At 59.9% G+C, this 19113-nt stretch carries 18 protein-coding genes and 1 pseudogene; 5 read left to right on the forward strand and 14 right to left on the reverse strand.

Annotated elements, in window-relative coordinates:
• The first annotated feature begins 13 nt into the window (after positions 1 to 13).
• Complete coding sequence (locus tag AC05K6_RS06185; protein ID WP_476728066.1) at positions 14 to 3058, forward strand: bifunctional [glutamine synthetase] adenylyltransferase/[glutamine synthetase]-adenylyl-L-tyrosine phosphorylase; 3045 nt, start codon at positions 14 to 16, stop codon at positions 3056 to 3058.
• Here the strand turns inward: AC05K6_RS06185 and AC05K6_RS06190 are convergent.
• Positions 3055 to 3861, reverse strand: coding sequence for a sortase family protein (locus AC05K6_RS06190; protein ID WP_476728067.1), 807 nt, complete (start codon positions 3859 to 3861; stop codon positions 3055 to 3057). The genes AC05K6_RS06185 and AC05K6_RS06190 overlap by 4 nt on opposite strands.
• A 44-nt stretch (positions 3862 to 3905) precedes the next feature.
• On the opposite strand from AC05K6_RS06190, the gene AC05K6_RS06195 reads away from it, so the two are divergent.
• On the forward strand, positions 3906 to 5174 hold the full coding sequence (locus AC05K6_RS06195; protein WP_476728068.1) for an MFS transporter: 1269 nt from the start codon (positions 3906 to 3908) through the stop codon (positions 5172 to 5174).
• Here the strand turns inward: AC05K6_RS06195 and AC05K6_RS06200 are convergent.
• The 5 genes from AC05K6_RS06200 to AC05K6_RS06220 form a co-directional block, all read right to left on the reverse strand.
• Positions 5104 to 6498 carry a hypothetical protein gene (locus AC05K6_RS06200; RefSeq protein ID WP_476728069.1) on the reverse strand — a complete coding sequence of 465 codons (1395 nt, stop codon included), beginning with the start codon at positions 6496 to 6498 and terminating at the stop codon, positions 5104 to 5106. The genes AC05K6_RS06195 and AC05K6_RS06200 overlap by 71 nt on opposite strands.
• A gap of 15 nt (positions 6499 to 6513) precedes the next feature.
• Positions 6514 to 6906, reverse strand: a complete 393-nt coding sequence (locus AC05K6_RS06205; RefSeq protein WP_476728070.1) for an SRPBCC family protein — start codon at positions 6904 to 6906, stop codon at positions 6514 to 6516.
• A 74-nt stretch (positions 6907 to 6980) separates the two neighbouring features.
• Complete coding sequence (gene bsaP / locus AC05K6_RS06210; RefSeq protein WP_476728071.1) at positions 6981 to 7268, reverse strand: biotin synthase auxiliary protein BsaP; 288 nt, start codon at positions 7266 to 7268, stop codon at positions 6981 to 6983.
• A 10-nt stretch (positions 7269 to 7278) separates the two neighbouring features.
• The gene (gene bioB, locus AC05K6_RS06215) at positions 7279 to 8307 is read right to left on the reverse strand and encodes a biotin synthase BioB (RefSeq protein WP_293791785.1); all 1029 of its coding nucleotides are present in this window, start codon (positions 8305 to 8307) and stop codon (positions 7279 to 7281) included.
• Between the two features lie 217 nt (positions 8308 to 8524).
• Positions 8525 to 9001 carry a cupin domain-containing protein gene (locus AC05K6_RS06220; RefSeq protein WP_476728072.1) on the reverse strand — a complete coding sequence of 159 codons (477 nt, stop codon included), beginning with the start codon at positions 8999 to 9001 and terminating at the stop codon, positions 8525 to 8527.
• 159 nt (positions 9002 to 9160) lie between these two features.
• Here AC05K6_RS06220 and AC05K6_RS06225 point away from each other — a divergent pair, with 159 nt between their 5' ends.
• From AC05K6_RS06225 to AC05K6_RS06235, 3 genes are all read left to right on the forward strand, one after another.
• A complete protein-coding gene (locus AC05K6_RS06225) occupies positions 9161 to 9961 on the forward strand; it encodes a fructosamine kinase family protein (RefSeq protein WP_476728073.1) in 801 nt (266 codons plus the stop codon).
• Positions 9962 to 10042: 81 nt separating this feature from the next.
• Positions 10043 to 11272, forward strand: a complete 1230-nt coding sequence (locus AC05K6_RS06230) for a YkvI family membrane protein (RefSeq protein WP_476728074.1) — start codon at positions 10043 to 10045, stop codon at positions 11270 to 11272.
• Between the two features lie 11 nt (positions 11273 to 11283).
• Positions 11284 to 11919, forward strand: a complete 636-nt coding sequence (locus AC05K6_RS06235; protein ID WP_293791778.1) for a DUF421 domain-containing protein — start codon at positions 11284 to 11286, stop codon at positions 11917 to 11919.
• Here the strand turns inward: AC05K6_RS06235 and AC05K6_RS06240 are convergent.
• The 8 genes and pseudogenes from AC05K6_RS06240 to AC05K6_RS06275 form a co-directional block, all read right to left on the reverse strand.
• Complete coding sequence (locus tag AC05K6_RS06240; protein ID WP_448307192.1) at positions 11916 to 14048, reverse strand: YhgE/Pip family protein; 2133 nt, start codon at positions 14046 to 14048, stop codon at positions 11916 to 11918. The two genes, AC05K6_RS06235 and AC05K6_RS06240, sit on opposite strands and share 4 nt — an antisense overlap.
• The gene (locus AC05K6_RS06245) at positions 14048 to 14920 is read right to left on the reverse strand and encodes an ATP-binding cassette domain-containing protein (RefSeq protein ID WP_293791775.1); all 873 of its coding nucleotides are present in this window, start codon (positions 14918 to 14920) and stop codon (positions 14048 to 14050) included. The genes AC05K6_RS06240 and AC05K6_RS06245 overlap by 1 nt, the downstream gene beginning before the upstream one ends.
• Before the next feature lie 171 nt (positions 14921 to 15091).
• The gene (locus tag AC05K6_RS06250) at positions 15092 to 15586 is read right to left on the reverse strand and encodes a VIT1/CCC1 transporter family protein (protein ID WP_293791774.1); all 495 of its coding nucleotides are present in this window, start codon (positions 15584 to 15586) and stop codon (positions 15092 to 15094) included.
• A 219-nt stretch (positions 15587 to 15805) separates the two neighbouring features.
• On the reverse strand, positions 15806 to 16576 hold the full coding sequence (locus tag AC05K6_RS06255; RefSeq protein ID WP_293791773.1) for an ImmA/IrrE family metallo-endopeptidase: 771 nt from the start codon (positions 16574 to 16576) through the stop codon (positions 15806 to 15808).
• On the reverse strand, positions 16569 to 16934 hold the full coding sequence (locus AC05K6_RS06260; protein ID WP_476728075.1) for a helix-turn-helix domain-containing protein: 366 nt from the start codon (positions 16932 to 16934) through the stop codon (positions 16569 to 16571). Before AC05K6_RS06260 ends, AC05K6_RS06255 begins: the two co-directional genes overlap by 8 nt.
• Before the next feature lie 51 nt (positions 16935 to 16985).
• On the reverse strand, positions 16986 to 17435 hold the full coding sequence (locus tag AC05K6_RS06265; protein ID WP_476728076.1) for a hypothetical protein: 450 nt from the start codon (positions 17433 to 17435) through the stop codon (positions 16986 to 16988).
• The gene (locus AC05K6_RS06270; protein ID WP_476728077.1) at positions 17432 to 18367 is read right to left on the reverse strand and encodes an MFS transporter; all 936 of its coding nucleotides are present in this window, start codon (positions 18365 to 18367) and stop codon (positions 17432 to 17434) included. Before AC05K6_RS06270 ends, AC05K6_RS06265 begins: the two co-directional genes overlap by 4 nt.
• 181 nt (positions 18368 to 18548) lie before the next feature.
• Positions 18549 to 18920 (reverse strand): annotated as a pseudogene (locus AC05K6_RS06275) (carboxymuconolactone decarboxylase family protein).
• Positions 18921 to 19113 lie beyond the last annotated feature (193 nt).

The following is a 19113-nucleotide window of genomic DNA, read 5'->3' on the forward strand; positions in this document are numbered from 1 at the left end:
GCACCCGTACCTCATGACCCGTCCCCGCAGTTCGCGTTCCTCCGTGCCCACCGCCCGCAACTTGGGCCTTACCCACCCGAAGGCTCAGGAGGACCTTCAACAGCTGGGATGGGTGGACGCCAAACACGCCGAACAGATGTGGATTCTCGCGGCGACGGGGGACCCGGATCTGGCGCTGAATAACCTGATCCGCCTGGTGAACGCACTGGGGGAAGAGGCATCTGAGCTGCTGGATCGAATTGCCGAGTCCCGCACCTTCGCCGTGCGGCTACTGGGGCTTTTCGGTGCATCGTCGATGTTGGGCGATCACATTGTCGCCCATCCGCAGGAGTGGAAGCAGCTGGAATCGGGCATGCCCACCTCTCAAGAGATGATGGAGCTGATGCTGGGCAGCGTCGAGGCGACGCGCGTTGAGGGCGCGGGTGAACGGGTGTTCCGCGCTGCCGTTACCGGTTCGCAGGCCGACGACGCCATGCGCCTTGCCTATCGCACAATCCTGGCCCGCATCGCCGCTGTGGATGTGGCCGGCACTTTTGTCCAGCGCGGACAGAAGCCATGCAAACCAGTCAGCTTCGAGCTGGTCTCCCGACGTCTGTCGGATGCTGCGGATGCTGCCCTGACCGCCGCGCTGGCAATGGCTTGCGCACAGGTTTATGACGCCGACGAGGAACCCGCCCGGCTTGCCGTACTAGCCATGGGCAAATGCGGTGCGCAGGAGTTGAACTACATCTCGGACGTGGACGTCATCTTTGTTGCCGAACCCGCAGACCCGAAGGCCACGCGCTGGGCAGGGGAGTTCATCAACATCGGCACTCGCGTGTTCTTTGAGGTGGATGCGGCACTGCGCCCAGAGGGCAAGAGCGGTGCGCTGGTGCGCACCCTGGAATCACATGTGAACTACTACAACCGTTGGGCCGAGACCTGGGAGTTCCAGGCGCAGCTCAAGGCCCGCCCGATGACGGGCGATCTGGCATTGGGGCAGGAGTACGTCGATGCGCTGGCCAGCAAGGTGTGGTCTGCTACCGAGCGCGAGGACTTCGTGACGGATGTGCAGGCTATGCGCCGCCGCGTCATTGAGAATATTCCGGATGATATCCGCGCCCGCGAGTTGAAGTTGGGGCCGGGCGGCTTGCGTGACATTGAGTTCGCCGTCCAGCTGCTGCAAATGGTGCACGGGCGCACCGACGAATCTTTGCGTACCCGCTCCACCGTATCCGCGTTGAATGCTTTGGCCGCGGGTGGCTATATCGGCCGGGCAGATTGCCAGAGCCTGCAGGAAGACTATGCGTTTATGCGCCTGCTTGAGCACCGCCTGCAATTGCAGCGCCTTAAGCGCACCCACACCCTGCCGCCCAAGGAGGACATCCGCGCACGTGTATGGCTGGGCCGCACAGCCGGCTGCCGACCGGAGGGCACCAGGTCGATGGACGAGCAGCTATCCGCGGATGTCAAGCGCGTTAACCTGCAGGTCAGCCACCTGCATTCGAAACTGTTCTACCGCCCATTGCTTACCTCGGTGGCGGCGATGGAGGCAGAGACGATTCGCCTGTCTCCGGAGGCCGCCAAGCGCCAGCTTGCCGCCTTGGGATATGCGTACCCGGATCGTGCATTTGAGCACTTGAGTGCGCTAGCAGCGGGGAAGAGCCGCAAGGCTAAACTCCAGGCCATCATCCTGCCCACGTTGCTGGAATGGCTCGGCAAAACCGTTGATCCGGATGCCGGCCTGCTGAACTATCGCAAAATGTCGGAGGCTGCGCATGAGTACAGCTGGTTCTTGCGCCTGCTGCGCGACGAAAACATCGTGGGCAAACGCCTCATGCACATCCTGGGCACGTCTCCCTATGCCTCGGAGCTGTTCCTGAACTCTGTCGATTCGGTGAAACTGCTTTCCGACGGCGCTACCGGGCCGAAGTTCCTGGAGCAGGCTCATCAGGTGGTTACCCACTCCCTGGTGGCCGCCGCAGGCCGACATCGCCACCCGGACAAGGCCATCTCCGTCGCGCGTTCGCTCCGCCGAGCAGAGCTCGCCCGCATTGCAGCGGCCGACCTATTGGGCTTCATGGATGTCGAGCAGGTGTGCGTCTCCCTGTCTTGGGTGTGGGACGCGGTACTCGAAGCGGCTTTGCGCGCTGAGATTCGCTATTGGGAGGACGAGAACGTAGCCAATGCGCCTGCCCGCATCACCGTTATTGGCATGGGACGGTTGGGTGGCGCGGAGCTGGGCTATGGTTCCGACGCCGACGTGATGTTCGTCGCCCAGCCTGTAGAAGGCGCCGACGAATCAGAGGCGCTGAAGTGGGCCACTCATATTTGCGACACGGTGCGAACTCGCCTGGGCAGACCCAGCCAGGATCCGCCATTGGACGTGGACATTGACCTGCGCCCCGAGGGACGCAACGGGCCGGTCGTGCGCACGCTGGATTCCTACCGCCGCTACTACGAACAGTGGGGCGAGACGTGGGAGATGCAAGCCCTGTTGCGTGCCACCTGGATCGCCGGTGATAAAGACCTGGGCATTGAGTTCCTGCACATGATCGACGACTTCCGCTATCCGCCGGGAGGCGTGGATGACAAGGTCGTGCAAGAGGTTCGCCGTATGAAGGCGCGCGTGGATTCAGAACGCTTGCCGCGGGGTGCAGACCGCAAAACTCACACCAAGCTAGGCCGCGGTGCGCTGACCGACGTGGAGTGGACTGTCCAGCTGCTTACCATGCAGCACGGCGATGATGCTCAGAACCTGCGCAACACCTCCACCCTTGAAACGCTGCGCGAGCTGGCCAGCGGTGAGTTTATCGCCGAGGCCGATGCGGAAATCTTGCGTGATGCCTGGATCACCGCCACCATCGCCCGCAACGCAATTGTGCTGGTCAAGGGCAAGCGCAAGGATCAGTTGCCTAGCCACGGAGACCAACTTCGTCACGTTGCGGCGGCGGCCCATTGGCAGCCAGAGCAGGCACAGGAGTTCCTTGACGACTACCTTAAGAAGACCCGCAAAGCACACCGCGTGGTCGACCGGATCTTCTGGGGTGAGGATGTCGGCATTGACTACGGTGGCTAGTCCAGCTGCCCCTCGACGATGACGTTGTAGCCCAGGTCGCTGGAACCAGAAACGGAGCAGGCGATCAAAACAATGCGGCCTGGTCGCTTGTCGTCCATGATGTCCGGATCGACGATCGCCTCGTTCTTATCCACCAGCCAGCTGCGGGTGACTTTCCACGTGTGCCCGTGGTTCGCGCCATCGCGCATGGTGATGCGGGCGCCATTAAGCACATCGGAGGAGTAGCGTTTCACCGGTTTACCGTCGGTTCCGGTGACATTCTTCGGCGGAGCATTGAGGTTCACATCCGCGGTCACGGCTTCGCTCAGCGGGTTAAACACCAACGGAGCAGCGCCCCAGGCGTGCCCCAGCACATACATTGTGCCCTTTTCCGCATTGTTCGGGGAGACTCCCCAGCCATCTACCCAGCGCACCATCGTGTTCTGTGGGCCGGCTGGGTTGAGCGGTAGGGCATAGGGCATCGAGGCATATGTCGCCCCATTCACCGGTGCGGGACCGTCCATGGTGAAGGAACCATTCTGTCCGAGTGGCCCTGGGACAAGTGAGCGATCCTTCTTCTTGTCTTTGTCCCCGTCCTTATGGTCCTTGCCGTCTTTATCTTTCTTCTTGTCGTTGGGCTTCTCCGCGCTCGAAGATGCAGAGCTGCCAGTCTCCTCACTGGAGCTCGCACGGTTGGAGGCCGAGGGGGCGTCATCACCCGAAAGAGCTAACACAGCCCAAACAATCAGTGCGATGACGACGAGTAGAGCTACAACGGCGGCTACAGTTCGGCGGCGATTAGTAAAAGGGCGGGTAAAGCTCATAGTGAATAAGTTTATCCATATATCGACCGGGTAGCGTAGGACGCGTGACGGCGACAGACAAAGAGAAACTCAGCAGCCGCGCGCTGCTGGTATGGGGAGCTGGGGTGCTGTGCTACACCCTGGCGGTCACGGGACGCACTTCCTTTGGCGTGGCCAGTGTGGACGCAATCGACCGCTTCCACATCAATGCCGCGCAGCTGGCCGTGTTCACCACACTGCAGCTGGCCGTGTACGCGTTTGCACAGATCCCGGTGGGGTTGCTGGTGGATCGCTTTGGCCCGCGCAAGCTAATGGTTGCCGGTGCTTTTGTGATGGCGTTAGGGCAGGTGACTCTGGCTTTCACCTCCAGCTACCCGGTGGCGATCGGCGCCCGCATGCTCATCGGTGCAGGCGATGCGACGGCCTTCCTATCCGTCATGCGCCTGATCCCCGCGTGGATTCCACTACGTCACGCTCCGCTGTTGGGTCAGCTGACGGGCGCGGTGGGACAGTTTGGCCAATTTCTCTCGGCGGTGCCGTTTTTGAGCTTGCTACACGCAACAAGCTGGCAGGTAGGGTTCGTCAGCCTTGGAGCAGTGGGGGCGCTGGTGGCCTTGGCAGCGGGGGTTTTGGTGAAAGATGCGCCGGAGACTGCGAAGCCTGCCCCGACGCAGCCCTCTGCCACCACGCAGCGGATGCCCGTTAAAACGATCCTGGCTAATGTGCTGACCAACCGCGTGTGCTGGCACGGCTTCTTTGTTCACTGGACGGGTCTGGGTGCGCTGGTGGTGTTCACCCTGCTCTGGGGACTGCCGATCATGACTCTTGGCCTGGGGCTGACCGCGGATAAGGCCGGATTGGCACTATCCCTTGGCACCTTGGCCTCGGTGATGGTGGGGCCGATTGTGGGTCTGCTTTCTGCACGCTTCTACAACCACCGCATGCAGGTCGTGATGCTCTTTTCTGTTACCGGATGGTTGGGCTGGTTGTGGTTCTTTACCGCTGCTCCCACCGGTGTGTTGTGGACTGCGTGCCTGATGAACATCATCATGGGTTTCACCGGCCCCGTCGCGAACCTGGGTTTTGACTCTGTGCGCGAGAAAGTGGACCGCCGCTTCGTCGCCACCGGCACCGGCTTGGCGAATATGGGTGGCTGGATCGCGGGCATGATCGGCGCCCAGGCAGTTGGCGTGCTGCTAAACCTGCGGGCTCCGGATGGGCATTACACGTGGGGCGACTTCGGTGTGGCCTGGATTGCCGTGACTACTGTGTGGGCGTTTGGCTTCTGCGGAATGTGGCTTTCACGCGATCGAAACGTTCGGCGCCATTCTTAGGGCTGTTTTTCAGGGGGTTGTTCTTGAGGACGCCCACCGCCTCCGTTGTCGGAAGATCCTTAAACCCTTCACGGATGGCGAGGCGCAGCGTCAAGAAAGTAATGACGACCATAAGGATGTTCCGTGCCGTGAGCACAAGCGCCGCAAACCAGTGTGGGCCTTCGAAAAGGAGGTTATAGGTGAAGGGGAAAACCACCATCGTCAGTGCTGCAGCGAGCACGCTAAGACCCGGCAGGTAGCCGAGAACCTCGTGTTTGCCGAACACCATTGACCGGGATAGTGGCGCCGGGGTGCCCTGCTCGGAAGGGGCAGCTGCCGGCAACTTGGCGATCATCACGGCCAGCACGGGGCCGAACCACACCACGTACTGTGGCGAGAACACCTTGTTGGAGACGATCAGGAGTAGCACCATCGTCAGGAGGAACGCGCTGGTGCTTCGCGGGGACCAGCCGTCATAAATAAAGCGCCACAAGGCCCACCCCAGGCCGAACAGCATTGTGGCGAGCATAAGGATGCTGTTCAGTGTGAGCATTTGATCCACGCCGGGGCCGAAAATCTCAAAGCTCTTCGACGGGGCTTTCGCGATATGCCATTGGCCCGGCGCAAAGGCAGCAGCGAGGATCAGGGGAGTGGCGAGGACCGACTCGATCTGCAAGCCGCGGACGTCCTGGTAAGTGAGTGGGGAGACCAGACGATCCCAACCAGACGTCAGTACTGTGACCAGGCCGACAACCACCATGGTGCCGGCGAACGTGGCCAGCCGGACCCACGTGGTGGAGCGATTCCACTTATCCACGAGCCCGGCAGCTAGGGCAGCAGGCCAGAGTTTCGACATCGCCGCAAACCCCAATAGTGCGGAGGCTACCTTGGGGTGATTGAACAATGCAGCAGCAGCGATGGCCACCAAGAGGCCAGGGATGAGATCTAGACGGGAATACGCAATGGGGCCTGTGGCCGCGCAAAAAGCCGTCCAGAATAACGCCGCCCGGTGGCTTTGATTCAGCAGATAGAAGAAGAATGCGGTGCTGAGCAGGATCAAGAAGCCCGAGAAAACGACGAGGAAGGTGTGGGTGTGGTCGCCGCACAGCCACACGATGGCGCGTACCGGCCATAATCCCGCATCCGGATACTCGGTGAGTGGCACCGCTCCGTGGAGTGGTTTCGTGGGCTCATGTACTGAATTACGGAAGTAATACAGCGGATCGCCCTTGGCGAAAGGCCAGAAGACCAAAACGCTGATCAGAATCGCCTGCACCAACGCCCACGCGCCGATGATTCGGGATCGAGTCCAGTGGGCGGAGGATAGGTTTTGCTGATCATGCACAGAAGTGAACTGTACCTAAGACTCTTCTGCTTCCATAGCAATGGCACGGATGGTCTGCTGAATTCCTTGAGCAAGGCCAGCTTCGAATTTTTCCTCCCCACCGAGAAATGCAGCCACCAACGCTCGCGACACCAGCGTGGTATTCCCTCCTGCCACGAGCCGCTTCTCTGTGAGCGTGGTGGTTTCGTCGGCGGAAGTCTCTAATTCGAAACGCCAACGCGAGCGGTTGAGGGGGATCTTGAACTCGAAGAGCTTCTCCGGCACGACTTCTGTGACTACTGCCCACGTGGGCCACCACAGTAAACCTTGACGATTGATGTTGAGGTAGATCGTACCTGGCGTAGGGGTGCTGCCGGAGTTGCTCGAGTTGCCCGAACCGCTGGAGCGCTTACGGTTTAGCACAATCATTTTCTTGCACTGTGGGCTGCGGTCTCCCATTGCGGTGAGGTTGATAACGTGCTGCAGAATCTGTCGGGTTCGCGTTAAACGTCCATGACCAGCGCGGAATCCATCTCGCCATGCCGGGAACACTCTGCGGTCCATCCCATCGGGTTCACCTGAACCTTCATGCGGCGGCCACACAGTGGGCAGAAGCGCGGCGGTTCCAAACCCGCCACCGCCCCACGACTCGCCTGTGCAAGTGCCCCGCGGCCGACGCGTAAAGACTTATCAGAAGAATCGAGGGGTTGGCCCGTATGGGCGTCATACAGCGGAGTACCGCCGAAAACATAGAGAGCGGTGAGTTTGCTGAGGGGAGTACTAGAGGACATTGCGGTGAGCCTACAGCGTTGCGTTCAGAGCCTTGATCGGCAGCTGCAGCTTGCCGAGCATGTCCACGTCGCGCTCAGCGGGGCGGCCCAGCGTGGTCAGGTAGTTGCCCACAATAACAGCATTAATGCCGCCGAGTAGACCCTTTTCTGCGCCCAGGTCGCCCAGGGTTAGCTCGCGGCCACCGGCGAAGCGCAGAAGCTGGCGGGGTAGTGCCAGACGGAAGGCGCCGATGGTGCGCAGGGCATCATTGACGGGCATTGGTTCGATATCGGCGAAGGGAGTGCCCGGGCGCGGGTCGAAGAAGTTCAGCGGAACCTCGGTGGGGTCGAGGTTCTGCAGGTCGATGGCGAACTCTGCACGCTGCTCGACCGTTTCGCCCATGCCGACGATGCCGCCGCAGCACACTTCCATGCCTGCGTCGCGCACCATCTCCAGGGTGGAGGTGCGCTCCTCCCATGTGTGGGTCGTGACAACTTCCGGGAAGTAGCTCTTGCAGGTCTCCAAGTTGTGGTTGTAGCGGTGTACGCCGAGTTCCTTGAGGCGGTCAACCTGCTCCTGGGTGAGGATGCCGATGGAGGCGGCGATGTTGATGTCCACCTCTGCCTGGATGGCGGCGATAGCCTTAGCCATTTGGTTCATCAGATCCTCGTCAGGCCCCTTAACAGCGGCGACGATGCAGAACTCAGTGGCACCGGTCTTGGCGGTCTGCTTTGCGGCCTCGATCAGCTGGGCAATATCCAACTGGATGGAACGCACCGGAGATTCGAAAAGTCCCGACTGTGCGCAGAAGTGGCAGTCCTCGGGGCAGCCTCCAGTCTGCAGGGAAATGATGCCCTCCATCTCCACGGCATCACCACACCACTTCAGACGCACTTGGTGGGCGAGGTCTAGCAGCTCGTCAAGGTGCTCATCGCCGAGCTGCAGAACCTGCAGAGTTTCCTCGTAGTTCAGGGGCTCGCCATTTTCCAGCACCTTCGTGCGCGCGAGCTTTAGAACCTCGGGGGTATCGGTGGCCTTGGTAGCTTCAGTGGTCGTCATCGTCGGTCTCCTCTAGTTCTCGTGCGAGTTATGGTGGCGTATCGCTCTTGAACGCTGTTTAGTTTCACATGCTAACTTACTGCCATAGCGGCGTGCGACATACCGGGCGCTCAGGGAACCTCGCGGGGGTGGGGGAGCAAGCGGGGAACATGCGCGGTGCAAAAATAATGTGGCGCCTCCCCATGAGAAGCGCCACATTGAAGAACTCAAGCGAGTTTTATGCGTGCTCGTCAGCCTGCTGGTTGGAAGGCTGAACCGTCCACTCCGGTGGCACGTCCTTGCCGGATTCCTCGTCCTGCTCTGCCTGCTCGGCCGTTTCCTGAACGATGCCCTTGGCGTGGTGGCTCGGTGCATAGACCGCGTACACCTGCATCGGCTCTTCACCAGTGTTGATGATGTCGTGCCATACACCCGCCGGAACCTGTACGGCCCAGCCGTCGGAGACCTCCTGCTGGATGGTCATGTTGTCCTTGTCCGGACCCATGATGCACTTGCCAACTCCCGCATCCAGGCGCAGGAACTGGTCGGTATCGTGGTGCACCTCCAGGCCGATCGAATCGCCGGGAGCGATAGACATGAGGGTTACCTGCAGGTACTTACCCGTCCACGCAGTGGTTCGGTAATTGGTGTTTTCTCGGGTGGCAGTTTCAATGTCAAAGACGTTGGCTTCTGGTCCGTTATCGACAATCTTCATGATTCTCCTTCCGACTTGCCCCACCGGCAATGTTGAGCTGACCGTCCAGCTCCTACCGGTGCGACGTCCTCCACCACCCATACTAGGCCGATTATCCAGGAGCCTCAGATGCGTAGCAGCTCCGCTGTTTGGTCCTGCCAAACCTGTAACACTGGAGGCATGGCTACTTCTGACATCTATTGGAAGGACAACCCCGGCCGTCCTGGCGCCTGGGAAGTCGCGGGCCTGCGTTGGCTCGCTGACGCTCCGGGCGGGGTGCCCGTCGTCACTGTTCACGAGCACAATGAACGCGGTCTGGGGATTGACCGTGTTTCTTCGATGACGCCCACACGCGCCATGGCCGAAGATTTTGGAAGAAAGCTGGCGTTAACCCACGCCACAGGCGCGCCACACTTCGGTTACTCGCCGACGGGAGAGTCAGGATTCCAAGGCCCCAACGACAACCTCTTGGAGCTTCCCCTCAAGCCTTACGAAAACTGGGGCGAGTTTTATGCCAACGTGTGCCTAGCACCGCTGATCGAGCGGGTTTTCGACAATGCTCCAGCAGAGGTCACGCAGCTACTAGAAAGTTTGCGCGCCGGGCAGTTGGATGACGGCACACCTCCGGCCCGCATCCACGGCGATCTGTGGGCGGGGAATGTGTTGTGGGGGAAGGTGGCGTCAACAAATAGGACAGGAGGAATCCTTATCGACCCGAGCGCGCATGGCGGGCATCCGCGTGCTGATCTGGCGGCGCTACGGCTATTCGGTGCACCGCACTTAAGCTGCATCGAGGGCGCGTACTTTGAGGTGGCAAGTGAACAGGGCGTGCTGGGTGCAGAAGAGCCTGGTTGGGGTACAGGTTCACGAAGTGTTGATCTGCATCAACAGCACCTTCTATGGCTCCATGCGGCAGTTTTCGGTGGTGGCTACGTGGGGGAGGCTACAGCGGCGGCGGCGCGTGTGATTCGCACATTGTAAAGGTGCCCGAGAGACGGCCGCGGAGTAAGGTCAACTCTCGGACTAAAAATACAACTATCTTCGTAAAGGGGTTCCTGAAGCGTGAAGAGAACATTCTCCATCGCTATGGCCTTCGTCGGACTAACCGTCGGCGCGGGTTTCGCTACTGGCCAAGAAGTCATCCAGTACTTCGTTTCCTTCGGAATGAACGGAATCTGGGGCGCCGTGCTCGCCGGCATCGTCATGACTATCGCGGGCAGTGTGATCCTGCAGGTCGGCAGTTATTTCTTGGCCGACGAGCACCGGATGGTGTTCCGCAATGTAGCGCATCCGATTGTGTCGCGGTTCCTCGATATCTCTGTAACGCTGACCCTTTTCGCCGTAGGTTTCGTGATGCTCGCCGGTGCGGGCTCCAACCTGGAACAGCAATTTGGCCTGCCAGCCTGGGCGGGTGCGCTGATCATGACCGGCGTGGTGCTAGCAGCCGGAATGCTGGATGTGGAGAAGGTTAGCCAGGTGATCGGAGCGCTCACTCCGCTGATCATCGTGGCTGTCGTGTTCGCCTTCGTTTACACGATGATGCACATGCCCGCCGATACTTCCCACCTGAGCGAAGCTGCGATGGCGGAGGATTCGCCGGTTTCCCCGTGGTTCCTATCGGCCCTGAACTACAACGGTCTGGCTCTACTGCTGGGTGTATCGATGTCTCTGGTGATCGGCGGTAACTATGCTTCGCCGAAGGAAGCCGGTATCGGTGGCTTGATGGGTGGCGCGCTGTACACGGTGATGCTGATCATCGCGGCTATCACGCTGTACCTGAACATTGAGAAGGTGTCCGGTAGCGATGTGCCGATGCTGGAAATGATGAATCAGATCCACCCGACCTTGGGCGTGATCATGGCAATCATCATCTTCTTCATGATCTTCAACACGGCGATCGGCATGTTCTATGCCCTGGGTAAGCGCCTAACCGCCAGCACGGACAAGTCTTTCCGTCCGGTGTTCGTTGTCGTGACGCTGATTGGCTATGGCATCAGCTTCGTAGGCTTCGACACCTTGATGACGTACGTCTACCCGGTGATCGGCTACATCGGCATTGTGATGATCGTCATCATGATCGCGTGGTGGGTGCGCTCCCGCCGTCGCATTTTTATGGAGGCTAAGCGCCGCGACCGTATCCACGAGCTCGCCCACGCGCGCGAGGATAAGGATGGCGACTACACGGAAAAGGATCGCCAGGAGATGCGCAAGCTGGTTGGCGAATCCAATATCGACGATAAAACGCTGCACAAGACCATCACCGACGAGGTGAAAGACGAGATCGACCAGTAGGCTAAATATCCATGTTGGGCGAGATTTGTGACGCATATGTGACGGCTGCAATCAGTTCTGCGGATCTCGCCCCGCCACAGGGATGGGGGCCGGTGCTGAAGGAACAACTCGGCATCGAACTGTGGCGTATTCCGATTGTGATGGTCGCCGCAATCGGCATCTACTTCACTTTCCTCATTGCGGTGAGGCTCTTTGGCCAGCGCATTTTGAGCCCGCTAGGGGGCTTCGATGCCGTCGTTATTTTTATGTTCGGCGCTGTAGCGGGCCGTGCCGTGCTGGGGCACCCGCCGTCATTAGCTGCGGGCGTCATTGGCCTTCTTACCCTCATGGGCATGGAGGCCATCTTCGGGGTGGTGCAGGACGTTGTGGGGTTGCGTCGCACAATTAACCCGCCCCCGACGGTGTTGGTCGCTCACGGCGAGTTGGTCGAGGAGACACTCAAGCGTCAGCACATTACCGACAATGCAATCGCTACTGCGTTGCGCAAGGCTGGGGTGCGGGATATGAGCGAAGTCGCTTGCATGGTGCTGGAGTCCAATGGTTCCATCTCCACCCTGCGCGAGGGTCACGAGATCGACCCTTCTTTGTTGTTGGGAGTGGAGGGTGCCGAAAGGGTAGTGACGCCCCCTCGGCCCAGCGAACCTTAGGCGTTCAGTACTGGATGCAGTCGCTTCATGGTCCACGTTTGCTGGCTGCGCGCCGATAGCGTGGTGACCAGGAAGGCGCCGAGTCCGACCAGTATCAGCACTCCGACTGCGATCGGTAGGCGTTCATCGTAGAAGCCGTAGATCAGCTGCCTGAAGCCGTTGACTGTGTATGTCATCGGATCGAATGGGTGCAGGAATTGGAAGAACTTGTTCTGGGTCTCGATGGGGTAGAGGCCACCCGAGGCAACGATTTGCAGCATTAGCACCGCCAGTGCCGCCACTCTGCCTGGCCCGGGGCCCAGGAAGGCGATAAAGGCCTGGTTCATCAGCATCCACACGAGCGCCACGAGTGCGGCGAAGAGGAATAGCCCTGGGATGTTGGCGGTATCCATACCCACGCCCCAGATAGTTACCGCCACGACTACACAGGCCTGCAGGACGGCGATAATGCCGGTTGGCAGGAAGCCGGAAAGTGCCGCGCGCCACGAGTGCACGCCGGAGTTTACCGTACGAGCCTGCAGTGGCTTAATCATGACGTACACCATGATACCGCCGATGAAGAGCGCCATACTGAAGAAGAACGGTGCCATACCGGCGCCGAAGGTGTTGGTGCCGGAATCGTTGTCGGACTGCATCTGCACAGGTCCGCCGATGGTGGATGCGGTGGCGAGGCGCTGCCCCTCGTTCCACTTCGGCACCTGCTTGGCACCATCGGAGAGCTTGTCACGCAGCTCGGTGGCGCCATTATTGAGCTTGACGGTGCCATCCTTGGCCTTGGAGGTTGCGTCGGTGAGCTGGTCGGCACCATCCTTTAGCTTGGTGTTGCCGTCGTCGAGTTGGATGATGCCATCCTTCAACTTGCCAGCGCCGTCCGAGGCATCGCCGAGCTTGGTGTTCAGGGTCTGCGCGCCATCGTCGATCTTGTTTACGCCGTCTTGCAGCTGCTTGAACTGTGCCGGCAGGCCGGAAAGCTCGCCGACACCCTTGCGCAGTGGGGCATTCGGGTCATTCAGCTGGTAGGACAGCTGCGCCGAGCCATCGGCCAGACGTTTGAGGTCGGCCGCGTTTTGAGACTTCGGCCCCAGCCCCTGGGTATCCAAAGAGTTAGCTGCCTTGTCCAGTTCATTTGCCGCATTGATGGCGGAGGGCAGACCGGTGGCTCGCAGGTCGCGGGAGATATTGCGCAGGTTTGTTGCTTGGTCGCTTTGCACCTTCGTGACGGTGCCGAGCTTGTTGCGTAGCTTCTGTACGCCGTCGTTCACCTGGCTTGCACCGTCGCCGAGCTTATCGACGCCAGTTTCCAGCTGATTTAGCTTTCCACTTTGACCGTTGAGCTTGTTTGCCGCAGCGTTTACCTTCGTGGCCAGCTCGCCCGTGCCGTCAGAGAGTTTGCCGGCACCGTCGTGCAGCTTGGAAATACCATCGTCGAGTTCAGTCGCGCCCTTGCGCAACTTGCCGGAGCCATCCTTGGCCTTGGAGATGCCGTCGGAGAGTTTGTTCGCGCCGTCGTCGAGTTTGCTGGAGCCGTCCTTCAGTTCAGCGGTGCCGTCGGCGAGTTTACCTGCTCCGAGAGCAGCCTTTTGCATACCGCTGCCGGCATCGACCACGCCGACCAGGACCTTGTCCACGGCCTCGGTGCTGATCTTGTCGCCAACGACACTGATGACCTCACGCATGACGTTCTGGCCGATCATGGTGGACAGATAGCCATTGGCGTCGTTGTACGTGCTGATGAGGTTGGCTTTCTCCGGGGTTTCAGAGGTGGGGGAGGCCACGGCTTCGGAGAAGTTCTCCGGTAGCTCAAGCGAGAAATAGTATTCGCCGGATTCCACGCCCTTACGGGCATCCTCGGCGTCGGTTTCGATCCAACTGATCTGATCGTTTTCCTTTAAGCCCTCGATCACCTTATCGCCGGCGCGGAGCTGCTCGCCCTTCACATTCGCGCCCTTATCACTGTTGACCAGGGCGACGGGAAGCGAGTTGAGGTGCCCAAAAGGGTTCCAAAACGCCCAGAGGTACAGGGCGGAGTACAGCAGCGGCATGAGTACCAGGATCACGAGTGCAATTCGCGTCAACCGGTTGCGCTTGAAGCTGCGGATTTCGCTGTTGAGTTTGAATCCGGCGAGCATTAACGGTTCTCCTTTGGCTCTGCGATGTGGGTGGAGGTGTCTTCGGGGATGTCGAGGTCGTCTAGTTCTGGATCGTATTCCGGATCGTTTTCCGGATTGGGTTCCGAATTGTCATGTGGACTGTCTTGGGAACCGCTATAGGCCGGTTCACTATCCATCGGGTCACTGTATTCGCACAGTCCGGTATGAATCGGGTGCGTGTGGCCAGCGTTGGCGTCAATTTCAATAACCTTGTTCGGTGCAACGGGGCCAACAATTGGGTTAGCGGAGTTGACGATCACCGGAATATCTTCCGACAGGCGTTCGAGCACCTGTAGCAGAATTGCTCGGTCATCGTTTTCGTGTACCTGCTCAATATCGTCCATGATCAGCAGTTCGACGGGCTTGTTATCAGCGGGCGATAAAGCCAAGCTGATGCGAAGCATGATCTTGTCGAGATTGTCCAACTGGGAGATGTAGGCATCCAGCGGGGGAAGGTCACGATCGCCGTAGACGTGGGAGCAGATACGCTCCAGATCTTCCTGGGTGGCCTTACCCATTGGCATGAACCAGTGCTTTGACCACGACAGGGACTCGGTGAGGATGTCCTGGACAGTAACTGAACGCTCTAATAGGTCGATTTGCTCCACGCCGGCGATGGCGACGCGGGAGCGAATTGGGCGAGGCTTGGATTCGCCGAGAACACTCAGCGAGCCGCCCGTGGGCTTCATGCGACCCGAAAGAACCAGGGCGAGAGCCGTGCGGCCGGAGCCGCCCTTGCCGAGCAGATTGGTTAGCCCCTGGCTGGGCACGGCGAAGCTAAGGGGGCCGAATACTTTGCCCTCATCGCCTTTAAGCTCGAGATCCTGGGCTTCTACTGCATAGGAAGACATGGCTTTACCTGATTTCTTGGAGAGTGGGAAGCGCGGTCTATTTCATCAGACACCCTGGGTATTTTTGTAGATTTTGACGATTTCGTCAATTTTCGTTGTGGTGTGGCGAAATAGCGCTATACGTTGCCGTATAGCGCTTAGTTTATAGTGTGTTGGGCAGTAGCCGCTTGGCTATATTGCCGCCCCGAAGATGCTGCCGACCGCGAAGGTCACCGCCAAGGCGAGCATTCCGCCAATCACGATGCGCAGTATTGCGCGGGTCTTTGGCACGTTACTTAGGTGAGCCGACAGGGCGCCGGTGAGCGCCAGAGCCACGAGGGTCACGCCGAAGATGACGGCGACGGGAGCGAAGAGGGCAGCAGCAAAAGGTAATGCGGCGCCCAGGATGAAGGAAATGAAGGAGGCGATGCCTGCCGACCATGGGTTAACGAGCTGGCTCATTCCCATGGTGCGCTCGGAATCGCGCTGGGAGGAGACGGAGACATATTCACCCAGGGCCATGGATATGGCGCCACCAATCACGGCGCGTCCGGTGTGCTTGGCGCGTGCGGCAGAGGTTGTCACTTCAGTCGTCGCAATGGTGACGGTCTGGCGCTCGCACGCGTCGACGGCCACGCAGCTGCCGTCGTAGTAGCGATCACAAGGACAAGATACTGAAGTGCTCATGACTCAAGTATTGCCGGGTTGGAGAGGCGCCGCAAGCATTGGAAGGCTACCTTTGCGCAGGTCAGGGTACCTTTCATTAGGTGAGGCTGGGATTGGGGAACTAAAGATCGTGGTAGATTTTTGGGTTAGATAGTTTTGTGTTTGAGAAGTGTACGTGGGTGTCGAACTCGGAGAGCTGCTCCCAGATCTTTCGTACTTCGGACTTTGTCCGAAGCTTCTTCATCTGAAGTCCGCGGGTGCCGTATCTAGTTCTTGTTTCACCTGCTCTGAGGAAATGCCACGGGCTAGTGCGACTGCGGAAGAAGATACGACGCCCTTGCGATAGCCCTTGGTTGCGTCGGCAACCAGGCGCGGAGATGGTCGTGGCTGGTCTGAAACTAGCGCATCCGCATTGTATTGCTCCCGCCAGCCGTAAAGGGAAGCCAATTTAGGAGCGGACCATTCTTTAGATAATTCGTCGCAGACTTCCTCGCTAATCAATCCAGCCTCTTTCAGCTGGATGGCAGCTACCGAAGGGGAGACGCGGAAGTGTTGAATGATCTTGGAGAGTGTTTCGGGGGCTGCGGGAGAGAGGTTCTGAGCAATTTTCTTCACCCCATCCAAGGGGCACAGTACGTTGCGGGCAAACGAATTGGCTCGAGTCTCCGAAGGGCTGTTTGGCTCGCATTGAGGTACCTCGGAAGATCGGTCAATATCGTCAGCCAGGATGTGTCCGACCTCGTGGGCTACAGTGAAACGTTGCCGATAAGGAGAGGCACTTGTTCCTACGCCGATGACGATGTTGCCCGTTTGTGGATCCTTGACGGAGATTGCTTCAACGTCCGTTGGGAGAGGGCGAATGAGCAGATCAGCATTTACGTGCTCGGTAAACGATTCGATGCGATCGATGGGATCGTTTCCAAGCTCGTAGAAGTGCCGAAATTGTTCAGCGAGGCTTTTGCCTTGCCTGGTTGGGGAGGCATTTTGCTCAAAGGAGAACGTACTAGGCATCTAGCACCTCGTCCAGGGTGTTTCGGAGCTCGAGGTACGGCATCAGGCCGCTTTTTATTTCAGAGATGTCGATCTCCTTTGAAGAACGCGCAGCCCACTGAGCGCGCTTAGAAAGTGGAATTTCATCCGTTAGCTCATTCAGGCTGACTCCAAATACCCAGCTCAGGGCCACCAGATCGCTCACCGTTGGTTGTTTTGCCCCATTCTCCATGCGTGAGATCCCAGATTGGGAAATCACTCCCTCAAGCTCTCTAGAGAGTTCACGGGTCGACAAACCTCGCAGCTCTCTTAGGGTCCTCAGACGTGTTCCAAAATCTTCTGGCACCACCTGAATCACTTCCCCTCTTAACTGATTCACCTAAGTTTAGGGCGGAATCCGATGGCTGTAAAGGCCTGGTGGCGTCAGTAACTAACGGGCGGATCGGTGGGCGCGCAGGCGATTGTCATAAAGAGCGATGACGAGGGCGACGGCCATGAGTGAACCGATGGTGCCGAAGCCGATGGCGGTGCCGAGGGGCCAGTTGATGGCGCGCGAGCTGGCGAAGACGATCGCGGTGATCAGCGCGATGTCGATCAGTGCCACGGTGATGCCGTCGATCACAACTCTGCGGCCCCGGTCGGCGACCCGCTTGCCAGCCCAGTTGGCGGAGAAAGAGCTGCTGATCGCGGCGGGGATTCCCACGCTACCGGGGACGAGCGCGCTGTAACCCAGGCCGTTTTGAAAGTACAGAGCCACTAGTACCCAAATGCTGGTTATACCCATGAAGTACACTCCCGCCAGCATGGTGCCCAGCCGGAAGCTGGGGAAGCGGAAGATCTGGATGTCCACCATCGGGTCGAAGGGCTTCGACTTTTTCACATAGCGCTCCCACGCCAACCATCCGGCCAGAAGGGCGACAGCGACGGGCAGGAGCAGGAATGTGCGCGCGTTGCCGGAGGATTCCACGAATGGGAAGAGGAAGGCCAGAACGGCCAAGCCCAGCAGGAGAGAGAGTCGAAGGGGTCGAGGCTGCGCACCGCGCGGATGACGCCCACGTTACGGCCGGTGACGGGATCCTTAACCCGGCCCATCAACGGGCGCGGGAACCACAGGAGTGCGAGGACGAAGGCGAGAAGGCCGAAGGGAACGTTGACCAGGAAAGTCCAGCGCCAGCCGTGCTCCGGGCCGCCGACGCGAATGAGGAAGCCACCCAGGGTGGGGCCGATGGCCACGGCTACTCCCACGACGGTGCCGAACCAGCCGAAGGCCCGGCCGCGCTCCTTGCCGCGGAAGAACTGCTGGATCATGCCCACGGCCTGCGGGTTGAGCAGGCCAGCGCCCACGCCCTGGATGAAGCGGGTGACATTCAAGGCTTCCGCGGTGGGGGCAAAGCCAGCGGTGATGGCCGACAGGGTGTAGACGCTCAAGCCGATGAGGTACATCCCGCCCCGGCCGAGCAGGTCGCCGGTGCGGCCTGCGGCAACGAGGACCACGCCGAAGGTCAGCGTGTAGCCGGAGAGTACCCACTGGATGTCCGATTCGGTGGCGCCCAGCCCCTGCTGGATGGAGGGTAGGGCGACGTTGATGATGGACACGCTGATCAGCGACATGAAGATCGTCGTGAGGATGACGCCCAGAACCTTCCAGCGGCGCGGGTCCTCACCCGGGGGATAGGTGCCGGGGGAGTGGATCGTGGCCTCCGACGCGCCGGGGCGGTGGTTTGCGGTGCCCTGGCGCGGGTTACCCGTCTGTGCTTCCCCGCGAAGGTTGCCCGGCTGCGAGTTTGCGGCGTGAGTGTCCTGGTCAGCCACGGTGATGCGTGCCCTCCTTCGGATCGCCTGTTTGTGTGTAGTTCTGCGCGCTGGTGCGCGCAGCCTCGCGCATTTGCGCGGCTATACCCGTGGTGCGCGAGATTCCCCTTAGTGAAGCTTAGCGATACTAAGGGTGCCCTTATTCCAGGGGGTGGCTATGCGATACCGGGGGCGAGGCGTATTAGCCCTCGAGGGCAGCCTTCATGCAGCGCATCGCGGCCAGGGTCTTCGGTACGCCGACGTAGGGCATGAGGTGCACGAAGCATTCAGCAACCTCTTCGGCGCTCATGCCTGCGACGTCCACGGCGGTCTTGATGTGGCCGGTGAGTTGCGGCTCCACGCCACCCATCGCAGCTAGGGCTGCCATGTTCAGCATCTGACGGTCACGGAGGCTGATCCCTTCCCGCTGGTAGGTTCCGCCGAAGACGGCCTGGACAACCCAGTCGGACGCGCCGGGAGCGAACTCGTCGAGCTGCTTCTTTCACGCAGCGGCGGACTCTGGGGTTTGGGTCTCGTGGACGAACTCGTCGCCTCTGTCGCGGTTCAGTTCCATGGGGTAGTCCTTTCTCTCTGGGAAGTCTCTGCTCGGGGGTGAAGATGCACGGGGTGAGCACGTGGCCATGGTTGCGCCCCCGCCAGCGTTGTGGCTCGGCGCGTACGCCAGGAGCGGGGCGAGCCACCCTGAGGTTAGCCCAAGTTCTCGCACCAGGACGCGGGGTAGCCGTGGGCTAACCGGTGCACTTGCC

This window comes from Corynebacterium sp. TUM25020 (assembly GCF_056388495.1).

Coding starts and splice junctions, on each gene's coding strand:
- AC05K6_RS06205 (WP_476728070.1), bottom strand. CDS start 6,906: ATGATTGTGCTAAACCGTAAGCGCTCCAGCGGTTCGGGCAACTCGAGC.
- AC05K6_RS06245 (WP_293791775.1), bottom strand. CDS start 14,920: ATGTCTTCCTATGCAGTAGAAGCCCAGGATCTCGAGCTTAAAGGCGAT.
- bioB (WP_293791785.1), bottom strand. CDS start 8,307: ATGACGACCACTGAAGCTACCAAGGCCACCGATACCCCCGAGGTTCTA.
- AC05K6_RS06185 (WP_476728066.1), top strand. CDS start 14: ATGACCCGTCCCCGCAGTTCGCGTTCCTCCGTGCCCACCGCCCGCAAC.
- bsaP (WP_476728071.1), bottom strand. CDS start 7,268: ATGTCCTCTAGTACTCCCCTCAGCAAACTCACCGCTCTCTATGTTTTC.
- AC05K6_RS06250 (WP_293791774.1), bottom strand. CDS start 15,586: ATGAGCACTTCAGTATCTTGTCCTTGTGATCGCTACTACGACGGCAGC.
- AC05K6_RS06240 (WP_448307192.1), bottom strand. CDS start 14,048: ATGCTCGCCGGATTCAAACTCAACAGCGAAATCCGCAGCTTCAAGCGC.
- AC05K6_RS06190 (WP_476728067.1), bottom strand. CDS start 3,861: ATGAGCTTTACCCGCCCTTTTACTAATCGCCGCCGAACTGTAGCCGCC.
- AC05K6_RS06225 (WP_476728073.1), top strand. CDS start 9,161: ATGGCTACTTCTGACATCTATTGGAAGGACAACCCCGGCCGTCCTGGC.
- AC05K6_RS06255 (WP_293791773.1), bottom strand. CDS start 16,576: ATGCCTAGTACGTTCTCCTTTGAGCAAAATGCCTCCCCAACCAGGCAA.
- AC05K6_RS06235 (WP_293791778.1), top strand. CDS start 11,284: ATGTTGGGCGAGATTTGTGACGCATATGTGACGGCTGCAATCAGTTCT.
- AC05K6_RS06220 (WP_476728072.1), bottom strand. CDS start 9,001: ATGAAGATTGTCGATAACGGACCAGAAGCCAACGTCTTTGACATTGAA.